This is a genomic window from Enterobacter sp. MGH120, assembly GCF_001037725.1.
In the GTDB taxonomy this organism is placed as follows: domain Bacteria; phylum Pseudomonadota; class Gammaproteobacteria; order Enterobacterales; family Enterobacteriaceae; genus Enterobacter; species Enterobacter hormaechei_C.
This window is the reverse complement of the sequence record NZ_KQ089940.1, coordinates 1,788,030-1,807,087: the sequence shown is the minus strand read 5'-3', so window position 1 is coordinate 1,807,087 and position 19,058 is coordinate 1,788,030. Positions and strand designations below refer to the sequence as shown.

The window sequence follows — 19,058 nt, the reverse complement described above, 5'->3', positions numbered from 1 at the left end:
CCATTGCAGAATAAAAATTGTTATCAATTTATAACAGCCATGTTACCCGTCTCAGACAGCAATGCCTCCCCCGTCTGCTATGCTTTTTTGTTAAGTCCATCATGATTTTCTCAGAAGTGTGACCTGACGCACTCGACTAACTCTTTTATTTCCAAGGAGTAATTATGAACCAGCTAGACGGCATCAAACAATTTACCACCGTGGTTGCAGACAGCGGCGACATCGAATCGATTCGTCACTACCAGCCTGAAGACGCGACCACCAACCCCTCGCTGCTGCTCAAGGCGGCCGGTCTTGCGCACTTTAGTCATCTGATTGATGACGCCCTTGCCTACGGCAAACAGCGCGGGAAAACGCAGGAGCAGCAGGTCGCCGAAGCCAGTGACAAGCTGGCGGTCAATATCGGTGCGGAAATTCTTAAAAGCATACCGGGACGCGTCTCCACCGAAGTGGATGCCCGCCTCTCATTCGACCAGGAAAAGAGCATTAGCAAGGCTCGCCGCCTGGTGGAACTCTACCAGGAGCAGGGGATCGATAAATCACGCATCCTGATCAAGCTTGCCTCCACCTGGGAAGGCATCCGCGCGGCGGAAGTGCTGGAGAAAGAGGGGATCAACTGTAACCTGACGCTGCTGTTCTCCTTCGCCCAGGCGCGTGCCTGCGCCGAAGCGGGCGTGTTCCTGATTTCACCGTTTGTCGGACGTATCTACGACTGGTATCAGGCGAAACAGCCGATGGATCCGTATGTGGTGGACGAAGATCCCGGCGTGAAATCGGTGCGTAATATCTACGATTATTACAAGCAGCACCGCTACGAGACCATCGTGATGGGGGCCAGCTTCCGCCGCACCGAGCAGATCCTCGCGCTCGCGGGCTGCGACCGGCTGACCATCTCCCCAGACCTGCTGAAGAAGCTTCAGGAGAGTGAAGAGACGGTGATCCGCAAGCTGGTGCCAACCTCCACCGTTCTGCCAAAACCAAAACCCATGACCGAAGCGGAATTCCGCTGGGAGCACAATCAGGATCCAATGGCCGTGGAAAAACTGGCGGACGGCATCCGTCAGTTCGCCGTCGACCAGCGCAAACTCGAAGATCTTCTCGCCGCCAAACTTTAACCTTGCCACGGAGTGAACTATGTCCCGTAAAGAGCTCGCCAACGCCATTCGCGCCCTCAGCATGGATGCCGTACAAAAAGCCAATTCCGGCCACCCTGGCGCCCCCATGGGTATGGCTGATATCGCCGAAGTGCTGTGGAACGACTTCCTGAAGCACAACCCTACCGATCCGACCTGGTACGACCGCGACCGTTTTATTCTTTCCAACGGGCACGCCTCGATGCTGCTCTACAGCCTGCTGCACCTTTCCGGCTACGATCTGCCGCTTGAGGAATTAAAAAACTTCCGCCAGCTGCACTCCAAAACGCCGGGCCACCCGGAGATCGGCTATACGCCGGGCGTTGAAACCACTACCGGCCCGCTGGGCCAGGGGCTGGCGAATGCGGTTGGCCTGGCGATTGCCGAACGTACGCTGGCCGCGCAGTTCAACCAGCCCGACCACGAGATTGTCGATCACTATACCTATGTCTTTATGGGCGACGGCTGTCTGATGGAGGGAATCTCTCACGAGGTCTGTTCTCTGGCGGGCACCCTGGGGCTGGGCAAGCTGATTGGCTTCTACGATCACAACGGTATCTCCATTGACGGGGAAACCGAGGGCTGGTTTACCGACGATACGGCGAAACGCTTTGAAGCCTATCACTGGCACGTGGTGCACGAGATCGACGGTCACGATCCAGAGGCGGTGAAAAAAGCGATTCAGGAAGCGCAGAGCGTGAAGGACAAACCGTCCCTGATCATCTGCCGCACCACCATCGGCTTCGGCTCGCCGAACAAAGCGGGCAAAGAGGAGGCGCACGGCGCGGCGCTGGGTGAAGAGGAAGTGGCGCTGACCCGCCAGAAACTGGGCTGGAAACACCCGGCCTTTGAGATCCCAAAAGAGATCTACAAGGCCTGGGATGCTCGCGAAACAGGTGAAAAAGCGCAGCAGGCCTGGAACGAGAAGTTTGCCGCCTACAAAAAAGCGTATCCGGAGCTGGCGGCTGAGTTTACCCGCCGCATGAGCGGCGGCCTGCCGGAAGACTGGGAAGAGAAAACTCAGGCGCTGATTGAAAACCTGCAATCCAACCCGGCGAAAATTGCCACCCGTAAGGCATCACAAAACACCCTGAACGCGATTGGCCCAATCCTGCCCGAACTGCTGGGCGGCTCGGCGGATCTGGCGCCAAGTAACCTTACCATCTGGTCCGGCTCTAAATCCCTGAAGGAGGACATTGCCGGGAACTACATCCACTACGGCGTGCGCGAGTTTGGGATGACCGCCATTGCCAACGGCATCGCCCACCATGGCGGCTTCGTGCCGTACACCGCCACCTTCCTGATGTTTGTCGAATATGCCCGTAACGCGGCGCGTATGGCGGCCCTGATGAAGGCGCGGCAAATCATGGTGTACACCCACGACTCTATCGGGCTGGGTGAAGATGGGCCGACGCACCAGGCGGTAGAGCAGCTGGCGAGCCTGCGCTTAACGCCAAACTTCAGCACCTGGCGTCCTTGCGATCAGGTGGAAGCGGCAGTGGGCTGGAAGCTGGCCGTAGAGCGTCATAACGGACCCACGGCGCTGATCCTGTCGCGCCAGAACCTGGCGCAGATCGAGCGCACGCCGGAGCAGGTGAAAAATATCGCCCGCGGCGGGTACATCCTGAAAGACAGCGGCGGCAAGCCAGACGTGATCCTGATCGCCACCGGTTCCGAGGTGGAAATCACGGTAAAAGCGGCGGAGAAACTGACCGCCGAGGGTCACGCGGTGCGCGTGGTTTCACTCCCTTCAACGGATATCTTTGATGCTCAGGATGAGGCGTACCGCGAATCGGTGCTGCCTTCAAACGTCGCGGCGCGCGTGGCGGTTGAAGCTGGCATTGCCGACTACTGGTACAAATACGTGGGCCTGAAAGGGGCAATTGTCGGGATGCATGGTTACGGTGAATCCGCTCCGGCCGATAAGCTGTTCCCATATTTCGGCTTTACCGTTGAGAACGTGGTGGAGAAGGCGCTAAGCGTGCTGTAGTGCTTTTGCCGGGTGACGCTGTCGTTTACCCGGCCTGCGGTTCGAGGCTTTGTAGGCCGGGTAAGGCGTAGCCGCCACCCGGCTTTTTCACACCACTCTTACCCCTGCCGCCATCACCCGCTCCGGCGTTAATAACACACTTTCTCGGGCGTCATCGGTTTCCGCGCAGAGCAACATGCATTCAGATGTTTCACCGCGCATTTTAGCCTTTGCCAGGTTACACAACACCACCACCGTTTTGCCCATCAGCTCCTCTTCCCGGTAATACGGCACCAGGCTGGTGACGGTTTGCAACGTTCTGTCTCCCACCTCTATCTGCGCAATATAGAGCTTGTCCGCATTGGCGTGACGTTTAACGTCAACAATCTTCCCCACGCGGAGCTCGAGCTTTGCAAAATCATCGTATGCTACCGTTTCCACTTTTGCCTCCTTGGTAAAATTTTACTAAATAATAACACGGTAACTGGCGAGGGCAACAGGGATGTTATTTACTAAAAATTAATGCATGTCCGAACGCATCCTTTACAATAAGCTATCTCGTGGGGAATAAGGACAAACATGGCAACGCTGAAAGACATCGCGACGGAAGCTGGCGTCTCGCTGGCAACGGTATCCCGGGTTTTAAACGATGACCCGACGCTGAATGTGAAAGAAGAGACGAAACACCGCATTCTGGAGATTGCCGAGAAGCTGGAATACAAAAGCACGACCTCCCGTAAAATGCAGTCTGTCGCTGCCGGTCAGCAACATATTCTGGCGCTCTACAGCTACCAGCAGGAACTGGAGATCAACGACCCTTACTATCTTGCCATTCGCCACGGCATTGAGACGCAGTGCGAAAAACTGGGGGTCGAACTGAGTAACTGCTACGCTAATGCCACCCTGCCGGAGCTGAAAAAGCTCACCGGGGTGTTGATTGTAGGCAAACCCTCCCCTGCGCTTCGACGTGCGGCAATGTCGTTGACCGACAACGTCTGTTTTATCGACTTTCACGAGCCAGGCAGCGAGTACGATTCTGTCGATATTGACCTTTCGCGCATCAGCAAGCAGATCGTGGATTTCTTTATTGCTCAGGGAGTTAAGCGGATTGGCTTTATCGGCGGCGAAGATGAGCCAGGCAAGGCTGATATTCGGGAAGCCGCCTTCGTGGAGTACGGGCTCCTGAAAGGGGTGGTATCGGAACAGGACATCTGGCGCGGCGGTTTTTCCAGTTCGTCCGGTTATGAACTGGCAAAAATCATGCTGGCACAACAGTGCTGGCCTTCCGCCTTGTTCGTGGCCTCCGATTCCATCGCCATCGGGGTGTTACGCGCCATCCACGAAAAAGGGCTGGCGATCCCGGAAGATATTTCACTGATCAGCGTGAACGACATTCCAACCGCCCGCTTTACCTTCCCGCCTCTTTCCACCGTGCGCATTCACTCTGAAATGATGGGCAGCCAGGGCGTTAATCTGCTGCTGGAAAAGGCCCGAGATGGCCGCGCGCTACCGCTTCAGGTCTTTGTCCCGAGCGTACTGAAGCTGCGCGGCACCACCCGCTGATTTCCACCTGTTAACTCTCCCGCCGGGCACGCCCGGCTTTTTTAATTTCGTGATCGAGTTAAAGCAAATCGGTTTTACTGATTTTATTTAGTAAAATATTTACTAAAATCTCCAGCAATGATGTTTTACCCCTACAGGGAGATCACATGAATCGCTGGGAAAATATTCAACTCACGCATGAAAACCGGCTCCCGCCGCGTGCGTACTTCTTCTCTTATGACACCGTTTCCCGGGCGCGCACGTTTGCGCGTGAAGCCAGCAGCCACTTTCTGTCGCTAAGCGGAAAGTGGAACTTTCGCTTCTTCACGAACCCGCTGCTTGTCCCGGAAAACTTTACCTCAGAATACATGGCCGACTGGGGCGATATTACCGTGCCGGGCATGTGGCATATGGAAGGTCACGGTCAGTTGCAGTACACCGACGAAGGCTTTCCTTTCCCAGTGGACGTACCATGGGTGCCGTCAGACAACCCGACCGGGGCATACCAGCGCTGGTTTACGCTTTCTGAAAGCTGGCAAGAGAAACAGACCCTTATCAAGTTTGACGGCGTCGAAACCTATTTCGAAGTCTACGTGAATGGCCGCTATATAGGCTTTAGCAAAGGCAGCCGACTGTCTGCCGAGTTTGATATCAGCGATGCGGTACACAGCGGGCAAAACCTGTTGTGCGTGCGGGTTATGCAGTGGGCAGATTCCACCTACATTGAGGATCAGGACATGTGGTGGACGGCGGGGATATTCCGCGACGTCTACCTGCTGGGAAAATCACTCACGCATGTCCGCGATTTCACGGTTAAAACCACCTTCGACGAGGCATACCGGGATGCCACCCTCTTCTGTCAGCTTGAGCTGGAAAACCTTGCAGCACGCCCTGGCTGTGTTCAACTGGATTATACCCTGTACGACGGCGAGACAGTGCTGCACAAGGGAACAACCGACAACCTGACCGTCAGCGAGCGTGCGGAAACCGCCTTCAGCATTGAGGTGAGGCAACCCCGCCAGTGGTCCGCTGAATCGCCGGATCTTTATCATCTGGTCATGACTTTAAAAGATAACCATGGCCAGACGCTGGAAATCATCCCGCAGCGCATCGGGTTTCGGGATATCAAGGTGAAAGACGGCCTGTTCTACGTTAACAACCGTTATCTGAAGCTGCACGGCGTCAATCGTCATGACAACGATCATCTGAGGGGCCGCGCGGTGGGGATGGATCGCGTGGAGCGCGACCTGATCCTGATGAAGCAGCACAATATCAACTCGGTACGTACCGCCCACTACCCGAACGACCCGCGCTTTTACGAGCTTTGCGACCTGTACGGCCTGTTTGTAATGGCTGAAACGGATGTGGAGTCTCACGGCTTCGCCAACGTCGGCGACCTGAGCCGCATTACGGACGATCCGGTCTGGGAGCCGGTCTACGTTGAGCGTATCGAACGCCATATTCACGCGCAGAAAAATCATCCGTCGATCATCATCTGGTCGCTCGGAAATGAGTCCGGCTACGGCTGTAACATCCGCGCGATGGCCCGTGCGGCAAAAGCGCTGGATGATACTCGCCTGCTTCACTACGAAGAAGATCGCGACGCCGAGGTGGTGGACATTATCTCCACCATGTATACCCGCGTACCGCTGATGAATCTGTTTGGCGAATACCCGCACGCCAAACCGCGCATTATCTGCGAATACGCCCATGCGATGGGCAACGGTCCCGGCGGGTTGACCGAGTATCAGAACGTATTCGATCGCCACGACTGCATTCAGGGGCATTATGTCTGGGAGTGGTGCGACCACGGTATTCAGAAAACAGACGCCAGCGGCAATATCTGGTACGCCTATGGCGGCGACTTCGGTGATTACCCCAATAATTACAACTTCTGCCTCGACGGGCTGATCTACTCCGATCAAACGCCCGGGCAAGGTTTGCGTGAGTACAAGCAGGTGATCGCCCCGGTCAAACTGCGCTGGCAAAACGGTGAGCTGCACGTTGATAACCGCTTATGGTTCACCAGCCTGGATGATTACACCCTGCTCACGGAGGTGCGTGCGGAAGGTGAAACGCTGCACAGCGAGCCACTGAACATCACCGGGTTGGCCCCCAACAGCTCCCGCAGCGTCAGCCTGCACGTGCCGGAACTGGACGAGCGCGAAGCATTCCTGACTGTACGTATTATCAAAAACAGTCCCACGCGCTACAGCGAGGTCGGGCACGAGATCGCGGTGTATCAGTTCCCGTTAAAAGGCCGCACGGCACGCCCGACACCGTTTATCAACACCAGTGCCACTCCGCTGCGTCTGGAGGAAGATCGCCTGAGCTGCACCGTGACCGGGCATAACTTCCGCGCGACCTTCTCTAAAGTATCGGGAAAACTCAGCGCCTGGCAGGTGAACGGTGAGGAATACCTTACCCGTGAGCCGAAGATTAACTTCTTCAAGCCCATGATTGATAACCATAAGCAGGAGTATGAAGGGCTGTGGCAGCCGTATCATTTCCAGATCATGCAGGAGCATCTGCGCGGTTTCGAGGTTGAGCAGCATAACGATGCGATCATCGTCACCACCCGTACCCTGATTGCCCCGCCAGTGTTTGATTTTGGCATGCGCTGTACCTATCGCTGGCGCATCGCCGCCGACGGGCAGATCAACGTTGAGCTATGCGGTGAGCGCTACGGCGAGTACCCACACATTATTCCGTGCATCGGCTTTACGCTTGGCATCAACGGCGGTTTCGATCAGGTGAGCTACTACGGGCGAGGGCCGGGTGAAAACTATCCGGACAGCCAGCAGGCCAGCACCATCGACCTGTGGCACACCACGGTTGATAAGATGTTTGAAAATTATCCGTTCCCGCAAAACAACGGCAACCGTCAGCAGGTGCGCTGGGCCTCCCTCGCGGATCGTCATGGCAGCGGCGTGCTGGTCGTACCGCAACAGCCTCTCCACTTCAGCGCCTGGCACTACACGGCTGAGAACATTCACGCCGCACAGCACTGCAACGAACTGCGCCGCTGCGATGACATTACGCTTAATCTTGACCACCAGGTGCTGGGCTTAGGCTCCAATTCCTGGGGAAGTGAGGTACTGGAGAGCTGGCGCGTCTGGTTCAGTCCGTTCCGCTACGGCTTCACATTGCTCCCGCTCAATGGCGGCCGCATCGCCTCGATGGCGCTGGCACGCCAGCAATTCGGCACCGGTTTCTTCTCCATGGATTTGCACAGCGAGGCAGACAAATGATCGTTCTTGAGAGCCTGGAACAGTTTCAACAGCATTACCGCACGGGTCGCAAATGGCAGCGCTGCTCAGAAGCCATTAACAATATCGATAATATCTCGCCCGGCGTAGCCCATTCGATTGGCGATTCGCTGGCCTACCGTGTGACCAATGATGCCAGCACCGACGCGCTGTTTGTCGGGCATCGCCGCTATTTCGAGGTGCATTACTACCTTCAGGGCGCGCAGAAAATTGAATATGCCGCCAAAGATGCGCTTCAGACAGTGGAGTGTTACCGCGATGAGACCGATCGAGAATACCTGAAAGGCATGGGTACCACCGAACAGGTGCGCGAGGGGCAGATCGTAATTTGTGAGAACCATGAGGCGTATCGCTTTATCAGCGAGGAGCCGGTCAAAAAAGTCATTCTCAATGTGACCATCGAAGACGGTTATTTCCATAACAAATAAAAAAACGAGCGGTGCCAATGAAGCACCGCTAGCCTCTTACCCGGAGAAACGTTATGTCTGAAACCACCAAACGCAATACCATCGGCAAATTCGGCCTGCTGTCGCTGACCTTTGCCGCCGTGTTTAGTTTTAACAACGTGATCAATAATAATATCGAACTCGGACTTGCCTCCGCGCCGATGTTCTTTTTAGCAACCCTGTTCTATTTTATCCCGTTCTGCTTAATTATCGCTGAGTTTGTCTCGTTGAATAAAAACTCAGAAGCTGGAGTTTATGCCTGGGTAAAAAGTTCACTCGGCGGGCGCTGGGCATTTATTACCGCTTATACATACTGGTTCGTGAATTTATTCTTCTTCACCTCGTTATTACCGCGCGTCATTGCCTATGCCTCTTATGCCTTTCTTGGCTATGAGTACATTCTCACACCATTTGCCACAACGGTGCTAAGTATGGTGCTGTTCGCCTTCTCAACGTGGGTCTCCACCAACGGGGCGAAGATGCTGGGGCCAATTACGTCTGTAACCTCCACGCTGATGCTGCTGCTGACGCTCTCTTACATTCTGCTGGCGGGCGCGGCGCTAATGGGTGGGGTGCAGCCCGCTGATCCGATTACCGTCGACGCGATGATCCCGCATTTTAACTGGGCATTCCTCGGCATTACCACCTGGATATTTATGGCTGCCGGGGGCGCGGAATCCGTCGCGGTGTACGTAAACGATGTGAAAGGCGGTTCGAAATCTTTCGTTAAAGTGATCATCCTGGCGGGGATCTTTATCGGCGTGCTGTACTCCATCTCCTCGGTACTGATCAACGTCTTTATCAGCAGCAAAGCGTTGAAGTTTACCGGGGGTTCGGTGCAGGTGTTCCACGGTCTGGCGGTGTGGTTTGGCCTGCCGGAAGTGTTGATGAACCGTTTCGTCGGTCTGGTTTCCTTTACCGCCATGTTCGGTTCCCTGCTGATGTGGACGGCGACGCCGGTCAAAATCTTTTTCTCGGAGATCCCGACCGGCATTTTTGGTCCGAAAACCGTGGCGCTGAACGAAAACGGCGTACCGGCGCGCGCGGCCTGGATCCAGTATTTGATTGTGATCCCACTGATGATTATCCCGACCATGGGCTCCAGTACCGCGCAGGAGCTGATGAACACCGTCATCAATATGACCGCTGCGGCCTCCATGTTACCGCCGCTGTTTATTATGCTGGCCTACCTCAACCTGCGTCGTAAGCTCGATCACCTGCCGCGCGATTTCAGGATGGGTTCACGAACCACGGGTATAACCATAGTGTCGATGCTGATTGTTATTTTCGCCATTGGTTTTGTGGCATCCACTTTCCCTACCGGTGCCAATATTCTGACGATTATTTTCTATAACGTCGGTGGCATTGTTTTATTCCTCGGATTTGCCTGGTGGAAATACAGCAAATACGTAAACGGATTATCAAAAGAACAACAAAAAATTGAAGCATCACCTGCCTCGAATATTAACTGAAATAAAAGGCATGGATTTTATCTCATTGGGATGAGTTTATGAAAATTAAACAAAAAACATTTTGGGCACTCGCTGCCCTCTCTTTCTGCTGCCCTGCTATTGCCGCAGAAGATGCCCGGCCCGCTGAACATGACGATACCAAAACACCGGCAATAACCTCCCCGTCATTTCGTTTTTATGGCGAGATGGGCGTCGGTGGGTATATGGATTTAGAAGGTCAGGATAAACATAAATACAGCGACGGCACTTATATTGAGGGCGGTCTGGAGATAAAACAGGGGAACTGGTTCGGCCTGATTTACGGCGAAGGCTGGACCGTACAGGCGGATCATCAGGGCAACGCCTGGGTGCCCGATCACAGCTGGGGCGGGTTTGAAGGTGGGATTAACCGCTTCTACGGCGGTTACAAAACCGATAACAGCACCGAGATCATGCTCAGCCTGCGCCAGGACTCGTCTCTCGATGACCTGCAATGGTGGGGCGATTTTACGCCGGATCTGGGTTATGTGATCCCCAACACCCGCGACATCTTGTACGCACTAAAGGTGCAAAACCTCTCCGGCAACCTGCGCTATAGCGTCACCGCCACGCCAGCGGGTCACCATGACGAAAGCAAGGCCTGGCTGCACTTCGGCAAATACGATCGTTATGACGACAAATATACCTATCCGGCAATGGCGAATGGCTATATTCAGTACGACATCATGAAAGATGTCACCTGGATGAACGGTCTTGAAATTACCGACGGTACAGGCCAGCTCTTTTTAACAGGCGTTTTGACACCCAACCTGGCGGCACGCGCGTGGCATCATACCGGACGGGCAGATGGACAGAACGTCTCCGGCACGGAGAGCGGATTTATGGTCAGCGCCATGGTGGAAGCCCTGAAAGGCGTTTATCTCTCCACTGCTTACAGCTACGCGAAACATCGTCCGGACGATGCGGCTGAAAAAACTACCTCGTTTATGCAGTTCGGGATCTGGTACGAGTACGGCGGCGGGCGTTTTGCCACCGCTGCCGACAGCCGCTTCTATATGAAAAATGCCTCCGGCGACCCGAGCGATCAGGTCTTCCTGATGCAATACTTCTACTGGTAAAAAGGATCTACCACCATGAAATACGTCCTCACGCCGCTGGCCTGCGCGCTGGCGCTCAGTTTTTCGGCTCACGCCGCCACCGCAACTGACTTCAAAAACGTCATCAACCGTACCGGCGCGCCGCTCTTCATGCAGGATTTCGACTACGACGACCACCAGCGGTTTAATCCCTTTTTTGATATGGGTGCCTGGCATGGGCATTTGCTGCCGGACGGGCCGCAGACCCAGGGCGGATTTCCCGGCGTAGCGCTGCTCACCGAAGAGTACATCAACTTTATGGCGACGAATTTTGATCGCCTGTCCGTGTACCAGAACGGCAAAAAAGTGGATTTCACCCTTGAAGCCTACAGCCTCCCTGGCGCGTTGGTGCAGAAACTGAGCGCCAGGGATGTTCAGATCGTGATGACGCTGCGCTTTGCTTCTGCGCGTACTTCGCTGCTTGAAACCCGTATTACCAGCAAAACGCCGCTGGAGCTGGTGTGGGACGGCGAGCTGCTGGAAAAACTGGAGGCCAAAGAGGGCAAGCCGCGTTCGGATAAAACCATCGACAGCGCATATCCTGATTATCAGCGTAAAATTGTAGCCACGCGCGACGGCCTGAAGGTGACCTTCGGCAAGGTACGCTCCACCTGGGATCTGCTCACCTCCGGCAGTTCCGAATATCAGTTACACCGCTCTCTTCCTGCCGAGACCACCGTTGACGGACATCGCTTTACCAGCCGGGCACAGATTTCCGACAGCACCACGCTGTACACTACCTACTCCCATCTGCTGAACGCCGATGACGTCGCGCGTGAACAGCCGCAGATCCGCGACATTCTGGCGCGTCCGGCCTACTTTATGGCCGCCTCGCAAGCGCGCTGGGAGAGGTATTTACAACAAGGGTTAACCAACCCGCACGCGACTCCAGAACAAACGCGCGTGGCGGTGAAAGCCATCGAGACGTTGAACGGTAACTGGCGTTCGCCAGGCGGCGCGGTGCGTTTTAACACGGTGACGCCCTCCGTAACCGGACGCTGGTTCTCCGGCAACCAGACCTGGCCGTGGGACACCTGGAAACAGGCATTTGCCATGGCGCATTTCAACCCGGAGATCGCCAAAGAGAACATCCGCGCGGTCTTCTCCTGGCAGATCAAACCCGACGATCCGGTGCGCCCGCAGGATGCCGGATTTGTGCCGGATTTAATCGCCTGGAACCTGAGCCCGGAACGAGGCGGCGACGGCGGTAACTGGAACGAGCGTAACACCAAGCCGAGCCTGGCGGCATGGTCGGTGATGGAGGTGTATAACACCACGCAGGATAAAGCCTGGCTTGCCGAGATGTATCCAAAACTGGTTGCCTATCACGACTGGTGGCTGCGTAACCGCGATCATAACGGCAACGGCGTGCCGGAGTACGGTGCGACGCGTGATAAGGCCCATAACACCGCTACCGGCGAGATGCTGTTCACGGTGAAAAAAGGTGATAAAGAAGAGTCGCTTTCCGGCCTGAATAACTACGCACGGATAATCGATAACGGCCAGTACGACAGCCTGGAGATCCCCGCGCAGGTGGCCGCCTCGTGGGAGTCCGGGCGCGATGATGCCGCCGTATTCGGATTTATCGATAAAGCGCAGCTGGATAAGTACGTTGAAAACGGCGGGAAACGCAGCGACTGGACGGTTAAATTTGCCGAAAACAGGAGTAAAAAAGGCGATCTGTTAGGGTATTCCTTATTACAGGAGTCCGTTGACCAGGCAAGCTATATGTACAGCGACAATCACTATCTGGCGCAGATGGCGAGCCTGCTGGGTAAAGAGCAGGAGGCCAGCCACTATCGCCAGCTGGCAGATAAGCTCGCAACCTATATCAACACCTGCATGTTCGATGCGAAAAGCGGGTTTTACTATGACATTCGTATCGAGGATAAGCCGCTGGCGAACGGCTGTGCGGGCAAACCTATCGTCGAGCGTGGTAAAGGGCCGGAAGGCTGGTCTCCGCTGTTTAACGGTGCCGCGACGCAGGAACATGCGGATGCCGTGGTCAAGGTGATGCTGGATCCGAAGGAGTTCAATACCTGGGTACCGCTCGGCACCGCCGCGCTGACAAACCCGGCGTTCGGCGCAGACATATACTGGCGCGGCCGGGTCTGGGTCGATCAGTTCTGGTTTGGACTAAAAGGCATGGAACGTTACGGCTATCGTGAGCAGGCGCAAACCCTCGCCGAAACCTTCTTTAAGCATGCGAAAGGGTTAACCTCGGACGGCCCGATTCAGGAGAACTATAACCCCCTGACCGGAGCACAGCAGGGCGCACCTAACTTCTCCTGGAGCGCGGCGCATTTGTATATGCTGTATAACGACTTTTTCCGTAAGAGCGATCGGTGATGCCCTCGTGCCCGGTGGCGGCTACGCCTTACCGGGCCTACGGTTCTAAAAAGTAGGCCGGGTAAGCGACAGCGCCACCCGGCAAAACCCTACCTTGTGATCCACAGCGTGGGCCAGGCATCTGCCCCATTCCAGTTATCACAGCTTGGCTCTTCCGCGTAGCGTACCAGGCGGAAGCGCTGGCCGTTAAAACGCCAGCGGGTCTGGATCCCACAGTCGCCAATCCCGCGTCCCAGCGCCAGCGTGGTCAGCTCGCGCGTTTTTTCGTCGAAGCTGGCATTCATCAGCTCCATGTCGCTACTCTGGCTGGAAGGGGTAAACGGCAGGCGCAATCTCACGCTCCTGGCCGAAAATGGTTTTTTACGCGACACCAGCCACGCCAGGTCGACGGTGTTGTACGCCCCTGCCTCACAGCTGATGATCATCAGCGCTTTGTCATCGGTCAGCGCGGTCACGCGCACTTCACGCCGGTTCGGATCGAGAGAGCACTGGCTGTGGTTCATGCGCCAGGTACCGTAATCCAGCAGATCGTTGAGTTCGTTATGCGTCAGCGGCGTTGGCGTGGGGTTCACCACCGCCACCTTTTTTAATGCCGGCGCAGGCGGCACGCTTAGCGGTGGACTATCCCCTTTTTTAATCCACGCCGTTTCACTTCCGACGCGTTTTTGCTGGGCATCGATAAACAGCAGCGCCGCTTTCAGACCGGCCAGAGAAATTGTCTGCTTCCCCCCGCGCAGGGTCAGCGCCTGCCCTTCCTGAATGGTTTTCAGAAACGTGGTGATGGTGGCCGTATCGTCTGTTTTAAGATGCCAGGGGGCTAACTGCCAGTGTTGCGACGTGAGTTTAAGCGGCACATTGTCGAGCAGCAGGCGCGGGGCGATGTCAGGCTCTTTCACCGGAGGCGCCGAAAGCCCGCCGAGATCGATGCGCAGGCTGGCGTCCGTTTTTGCCCCCGCACTGCGGCTCAGCGTCATGACCAGACCGCGATGCTCGCCGGTATTGCGCGCTACGCAGAAGTTCTGGTTATTGCAGGTCACCTGCCAGTCTGAAAAAGACTGCTGCGCAGGCGCAGCCCACACCAAAGGCGCGGGAAGCACGCAAATGAAGAAGAGAAGATAAACGCAGTAGCGCATGAACGGCACAGCCCCGGAAACGAATAGGTCAATCTGGGGCGTATCTTCGTGCCCTGGGCGGGCTGGCTCAATCGGATTTATCGGATAGATTTATCTGAAATACAACTTATCGCGCTTCCGCCGCCGCATTCATCAGCCCGCTGGTTTGCAGATACTGCAACAGGATCACCGCTTTACCGTCGCGGATCTCGCCGCGTTTCACCATGTCGACAGCCTGAGCGAAAGGCATTTCCAGCACTTCAATGTCTTCATCGTCCACGCCGCCGCCCCGGTGCGTGCGCTGAGCATCGGTATATTCCGCAATGAAGAAGTGAACCAGCTCGGTAACCCCGCCAGGGGACATAAACAGCTCAAAGACTTTCTGCACCGCACCCACTTCAAAACCCGTCTCCTCAATGGCTTCTTTGCGGATACACACTTCCGGCTCATCGTCATCAAGCAGACCTGCACAGGTTTCAATCAGACGTCCGTCCGCGTTGCCATTGACCCATGTCGCGATGCGAAACTGGCGGATCAGCACCACGCTTTGCTTTTCACGGTTATACAGCAGGATGGTTGCACCATTGCCCCGGTCGTAGACTTCGCGTTTATGGCGAATGACGTCCCCGTTCTTACGGGTGAGATCGTAAGTGATGTTACGCAGGACAAAGTAATTTTCAGAAAGGATTTTGTCTTTAATAACGGTAATGTTCAGGGACATACGGGCTCCACGGCAATATGAGTCTGTTTATACTACGCCGTGAAGCCCGCTTTGTCGCCCGTCTGCATTAATGCAAGTTGCGCGGCGGCACGCCAAGCCAGTCCATGATCCCCTGCGCGGCATGGCGCCCTTCCGCCATCGCGGTGACCACCAGATCCGCACCGCGTACCGCATCACCGCCAGCAAAAATCTGCGGATTCGAGGTCTGGTAGCGATAACGGCTCTCCACGGAGGCCCTGATGCGCCCCCAGTCGTCGGTGTCGACGCCCTGCGCCTGAAGCCACGGCATGGCGTGCGGATTAAAACCAAACGCCATGATCACCGCATCCGCTGGCATGACAAACTCACTGCCCGCCACCGGGACAGGACGCCGCCGCCCCTGCGCATCCGGCTCGCCCAGCCTGGTGCGCAGCATCCGGATACCGTTAACCTTCCCGTCGGTATCCAGCGTGAGCTCAACCGGCTGGACATTAAATTCAAACGCTGCGCCCTCTTCTTTCGCGTTTTTAACCTCTTTCTTTGAGCCCGGCATGTTGGCCTCGTCCCGCCGATAGGCGCAGGTTACTTTCGCCGCACCATGCCGCAGCGCGGTGCGCACGCAGTCCATCGCCGTATCGCCCCCGCCGAGCACCACCACGTTTAAACCCTGTGTGTCGATAAACGGTTCGTCTGCGGCAGGATCAAGGCCCATCACGTTCCGCGTGTTTGCCACTAAAAACGGCAGCGCGTCGTACACGCCCGGCGCGTCTTCGTGAGGGATACCCGCTTTCATGGAACGATAGGTCCCTACGCCGATGAACAGGGCATCGTAGTCGTTTTGCAGTTGGGCCATCGACACGTCTTTTCCCACCTCGCAGTTCAGCTCGAAGCGGATGCCCATCGCGCTGAATATCTCTCTGCGCCGCGCTAACAGGGATTTATCCAGCTTGAAGGCCGGAATACCAAAGGTCAGCAATCCGCCGATTTCCGGATGGCGGTCGTAGACCGTCACGCCGACGCCGCTGCGCACCAGCACGTCGGCGCAGGCCAGCCCTGCCGGACCGGCGCCGATGATGGCGACGCGCTTACCGACCGGCTTAACGTGGCTGACGTCCGGCGTCCAGCCCATCGCCAGCGCCCGATCCGAGATATACCGTTCGATATTACCGATGGTTACTGCCCCTGACGCATCCCGCAGGGTGCAGGCGCCTTCACATAATCGATCCTGTGGGCAGACGCGGCCGGTAATTTCCGGTAAACAGTTAGTCTGGTGTGAAAGCTCAGCCGCACCGACGATATCCCCCGCCCCGATCCGCTGAATCCACTGGGGAATGTGGTTATGCAGCGGGCAGGTCCACTCGCAAATGCTATGCTCGCCACATTTCAGGCACCGGGATGCCTCACGCTGCGCCTGTTCCGGGCGAAACGGCAGGTAGATCTCGTTAAAATGGTATGCGCGTGCTTCGGGGCTGAGCTTATCCGGCTCACCGCGCGCCGGGGTGTTTTGCATCTGTTGCCGTTTGGTTTGCGGAGGGGCTGACTGAACCGCCTCGCTGTGCCACGGCAGCGCGTCCAGCCTTGCGCTGCGCTGTCGGCGCTGCTTAACCAGCTTATCCAGTACGGCTGGGGTGGCGAGCGTAAGCACCTCCGCCGGGCAGTTTTCCACGCAGGCCGGGCCTTGCGGCCTTTCCAGGCAGAGGTCGCATTTGTGCGCCGAGGCCTTTACGCTGTCGTTTTCCAGCGGGGCGATCAGCATGTCCATCGTGCCAAACGGACAGGCCACCACGCAGGCTTTACAGCCAATGCATTTTTGTTGATTGACCTGTACGCTGTCGCTGTGTTGCGTGATGGCTCCGTTCGGGCAGCTTTGCGCGCAGGGCGCGTTTTCACAGTGGTGGCAGGTCACGGGGCTTTTTCGCAAGCCTGAGGTAAGGACCGTAATGCGGGGATGAAAATGGCGCTCGCTCAGCGCGTGCTGCTCCCCGTTGTGCGCCATCACACAGGCAACTTCGCAGGCGCGACAACCGATACACTGTTGAGCGTTGGCCATAATAAAACGATTCATAACAACACCTGTTTTTGGTTCAATAACCTTATTCTTTCTATTGTTATCGTATTTACCCACAGCGGCATGGCGACGCAATGTTCAAATGCCCAGGAAGCCGAACTATTTCCAGTGAACCTGTGGCAGATCAATTTAATTCAGGAAGCTGATGAGTGACCGTTAAACGCCCCGTATCGGGAAGCCTGGCTCGGGCTTTCTTTTCGATGATTGTCTTGTCCGTTCTGATCAGCGCCATTGCGCTGGTCACACTCGCCAGCAGCCAGCGCGACGCCGAGGCGATTAACATCGCCGGCTCGCTGCGTATGCAGAGCTACCGCCTGGGCTACGAAATGCAGCGCGCCGGCCCATCGCTGGCAGAGCACCGCGCGGTCTGGCAAAAAACGCTGAGCGCGCCTGCGTTGCAGAAGCTAAACCGCTGGTATGTGCCAGAGGACGTCAAACAGCGTTACCAGCAGTTGCACCTTGGCTGGCAGGAGATGGACACGCGCATCGCCAGCGGCGATACCGGGTGGTATCAGAACCACATTGAGGATTTCGTGGGCCGGATAGATTCCTTTGTGCTGGCGCTACAGCACTACACCGAACATAAAATTCAGCTGGTGATTTTCATGTCGCTGACGGGTGGCCTGGGCATCCTGCTGCTGGCGGTGGTGACCCTGCGGCGCATCCGCCGTCAGGTTGTGCTGCCGCTGAATAATCTGGTGGCGGCGAGCGAGCGTATCGAACAGGGGCAATTCGACACTCCCGCGCCGGATACTACGCTTCCCAACGAGCTGGGCCAGCTTTCCCGCGCCTTCAACCATATGTCGGCGGAATTACACACCCTGTACCGTTCACTTGAGCGCTCCGTTGCTGAAAAAACCCGCCACCTGAATGAAGCGCATCAGCAGCTCGAAATGCTGTTTAAATGCTCACAGGCGTTGAATACCGGGCAGATAGACAGCCACTGTTTCCGGCATATTTTGCAGATTGTGCATGACTATACGCAGATGAATTACCTGCAATTGCGCACCAGTGACGACTGGCAGCTTTACGAAGGACAGGAGTCCCCGGGCGAGAAAATGCACAATTTACCGGTGTTAATGCAGGACACCCTGTACGGCGAACTGCGCTGGCAAAGCGCGACCGGGGATGTTCCGCTGCCGCTCATGGAAAGCGTGGCGACGATGCTGGGCCGGGGGCTCTATTTCAATCAGGCGCAGAAACATTATCAGCAGCTGCTGCTGATGGAGGAGCGCGCCACCATCGCGCGCGAGCTGCATGATTCGCTGGCGCAGGTGCTCTCCTATTTGCGTATTCAGCTTACGCTGCTGAAGCATGCCGTGCCGGGCGACAATGCTCCGGCGCAGACCATCATTACGGACTTCTCCCGCGAGCTGAATAATGCCTGGCATCAGCTACGCGAGCTGCTCACCACCTTCCGCCTGACGCTCAATCACGCCAATCTTCCTGCCGCGCTACAGGAGTCTCTCGACGGGTTGCAAAGCCAGACCCGCGCGAAGCTGGTGCTCGACTGCCGTCTCTCATCGCTGGCGCTGGACGCACAAAAACAGGTGCACCTCTTACAGATTGTGCGTGAGGCAGTGCTGAATGCGATTAAACATGCCGACGCGAGCGAGATTGTGGTCAGCTGCGTCACCACCGCGGACGGCACTCACACGGTCACGATCCGCGACAACGGCATTGGTATCGGCGACGCCAGCGAACCGCCGGGGCATTACGGGCTGAATATCATGCGCGAACGCGCGGGACGGCTCGGCGGGACATTACACTTTTCTCAGCCGCCACAGGGCGGGACACAGGTCAGCGTAACGTTCCAGACGCCTGCGGCCCAGGCTGAAAAATAGCGAGAAAGAAGGCGCGCTGAAAAAAGCGCATGATAATTT

General features: G+C 56.3%; 13 protein-coding genes. 9 read left to right on the top strand and 4 right to left on the bottom strand.

Annotation, left to right across the window (positions count from 1 at the left end; genetic code table 11):
* Positions 1-164: 164 nt before the first annotated feature.
* Positions 165-1,115 carry a transaldolase gene (tal, locus tag SK54_RS08570; RefSeq protein WP_015572217.1) on the top strand — a complete coding sequence of 317 codons (951 nt, stop codon included), beginning with the start codon at positions 165-167 and terminating at the stop codon, positions 1,113-1,115.
* Between the two features lie 19 nt (positions 1,116-1,134).
* Positions 1,135-3,123, top strand: a complete 1,989-nt coding sequence (gene tkt, locus SK54_RS08565; RefSeq protein ID WP_015572216.1) for a transketolase — start codon at positions 1,135-1,137, stop codon at positions 3,121-3,123.
* An 87-nt stretch (positions 3,124-3,210) separates the two neighbouring features.
* Here tkt and SK54_RS08560 read toward each other — a convergent pair whose 3' ends face one another.
* A complete protein-coding gene (locus SK54_RS08560) occupies positions 3,211-3,543 on the bottom strand; it encodes a tRNA-binding protein (protein ID WP_017692958.1) in 333 nt (110 codons plus the stop codon).
* A gap of 138 nt (positions 3,544-3,681) precedes the next feature.
* Between SK54_RS08560 and ebgR the strand changes: the two genes are divergently transcribed.
* From ebgR to ygjK, 6 genes are all read left to right on the top strand, one after another.
* The gene (ebgR, locus tag SK54_RS08555) at positions 3,682-4,665 is read left to right on the top strand and encodes a transcriptional regulator EbgR (RefSeq protein ID WP_015572215.1); all 984 of its coding nucleotides are present in this window, start codon (positions 3,682-3,684) and stop codon (positions 4,663-4,665) included.
* Positions 4,666-4,811: 146 nt separating this feature from the next.
* Complete coding sequence (gene ebgA / locus SK54_RS08550) at positions 4,812-7,895, top strand: beta-galactosidase subunit alpha (RefSeq protein WP_048247037.1); 3,084 nt, start codon at positions 4,812-4,814, stop codon at positions 7,893-7,895.
* On the top strand, positions 7,892-8,341 hold the full coding sequence (locus SK54_RS08545; RefSeq protein WP_017692956.1) for a beta-galactosidase subunit beta: 450 nt from the start codon (positions 7,892-7,894) through the stop codon (positions 8,339-8,341). The genes ebgA and SK54_RS08545 overlap by 4 nt, the downstream gene beginning before the upstream one ends.
* Before the next feature lie 53 nt (positions 8,342-8,394).
* Positions 8,395-9,831: an amino acid permease gene (locus tag SK54_RS08540; RefSeq protein WP_015572212.1), complete on the top strand. Its 1,437-nt coding sequence runs from the start codon at positions 8,395-8,397 to the stop codon at positions 9,829-9,831.
* Between the two features lie 38 nt (positions 9,832-9,869).
* Positions 9,870-10,928, top strand: coding sequence for a protein YgjJ (gene ygjJ / locus SK54_RS08535; protein WP_017692955.1), 1,059 nt, complete (start codon positions 9,870-9,872; stop codon positions 10,926-10,928).
* A 15-nt stretch (positions 10,929-10,943) separates the two neighbouring features.
* Positions 10,944-13,295, top strand: coding sequence for an alpha-glucosidase (gene ygjK, locus SK54_RS08530; protein ID WP_017692954.1), 2,352 nt, complete (start codon positions 10,944-10,946; stop codon positions 13,293-13,295).
* Between the two features lie 89 nt (positions 13,296-13,384).
* On the opposite strand, the gene SK54_RS08525 is transcribed toward ygjK, so the two are convergent.
* From SK54_RS08525 to aegA, 3 genes are all read right to left on the bottom strand, one after another.
* Positions 13,385-14,428 (bottom strand): DUF1176 domain-containing protein, encoded by a 1,044-nt coding sequence (locus SK54_RS08525; protein ID WP_017692953.1) that lies wholly within the window; start codon positions 14,426-14,428, stop codon positions 13,385-13,387.
* 106 nt (positions 14,429-14,534) lie between these two features.
* A complete protein-coding gene (gene nudK, locus SK54_RS08520) occupies positions 14,535-15,128 on the bottom strand; it encodes a GDP-mannose pyrophosphatase NudK (protein ID WP_017692952.1) in 594 nt (197 codons plus the stop codon).
* Positions 15,129-15,195: 67 nt separating this feature from the next.
* Complete coding sequence (gene aegA, locus SK54_RS08515; protein WP_071591734.1) at positions 15,196-17,172, bottom strand: formate-dependent uric acid utilization protein AegA; 1,977 nt, start codon at positions 17,170-17,172, stop codon at positions 15,196-15,198.
* 152 nt (positions 17,173-17,324) lie between these two features.
* Between aegA and narQ the strand changes: the two genes are divergently transcribed.
* Positions 17,325-19,019, top strand: coding sequence for a nitrate/nitrite two-component system sensor histidine kinase NarQ (narQ, locus tag SK54_RS08505; protein WP_017692951.1), 1,695 nt, complete (start codon positions 17,325-17,327; stop codon positions 19,017-19,019).
* Positions 19,020-19,058: the final 39 nt, after the last annotated feature.

Excerpts from the sequence above, each read along its gene's own strand:
- ebgA (WP_048247037.1), top strand. The coding sequence starts at position 4,812 with ATGAATCGCTGGGAAAATATTCAACTCACGCATGAAAACCGGCTCCCG.
- tkt (WP_015572216.1), top strand. The coding sequence starts at position 1,135 with ATGTCCCGTAAAGAGCTCGCCAACGCCATTCGCGCCCTCAGCATGGAT.
- aegA (WP_071591734.1), bottom strand. The coding sequence starts at position 17,172 with ATGAATCGTTTTATTATGGCCAACGCTCAACAGTGTATCGGTTGTCGC.
- ygjK (WP_017692954.1), top strand. The coding sequence starts at position 10,944 with ATGAAATACGTCCTCACGCCGCTGGCCTGCGCGCTGGCGCTCAGTTTT.
- SK54_RS08525 (WP_017692953.1), bottom strand. The coding sequence starts at position 14,428 with ATGCGCTACTGCGTTTATCTTCTCTTCTTCATTTGCGTGCTTCCCGCG.
- ebgR (WP_015572215.1), top strand. The coding sequence starts at position 3,682 with ATGGCAACGCTGAAAGACATCGCGACGGAAGCTGGCGTCTCGCTGGCA.
- nudK (WP_017692952.1), bottom strand. The coding sequence starts at position 15,128 with ATGTCCCTGAACATTACCGTTATTAAAGACAAAATCCTTTCTGAAAAT.
- SK54_RS08540 (WP_015572212.1), top strand. The coding sequence starts at position 8,395 with ATGTCTGAAACCACCAAACGCAATACCATCGGCAAATTCGGCCTGCTG.
- tal (WP_015572217.1), top strand. The coding sequence starts at position 165 with ATGAACCAGCTAGACGGCATCAAACAATTTACCACCGTGGTTGCAGAC.
- SK54_RS08545 (WP_017692956.1), top strand. The coding sequence starts at position 7,892 with ATGATCGTTCTTGAGAGCCTGGAACAGTTTCAACAGCATTACCGCACG.
- ygjJ (WP_017692955.1), top strand. The coding sequence starts at position 9,870 with ATGAAAATTAAACAAAAAACATTTTGGGCACTCGCTGCCCTCTCTTTC.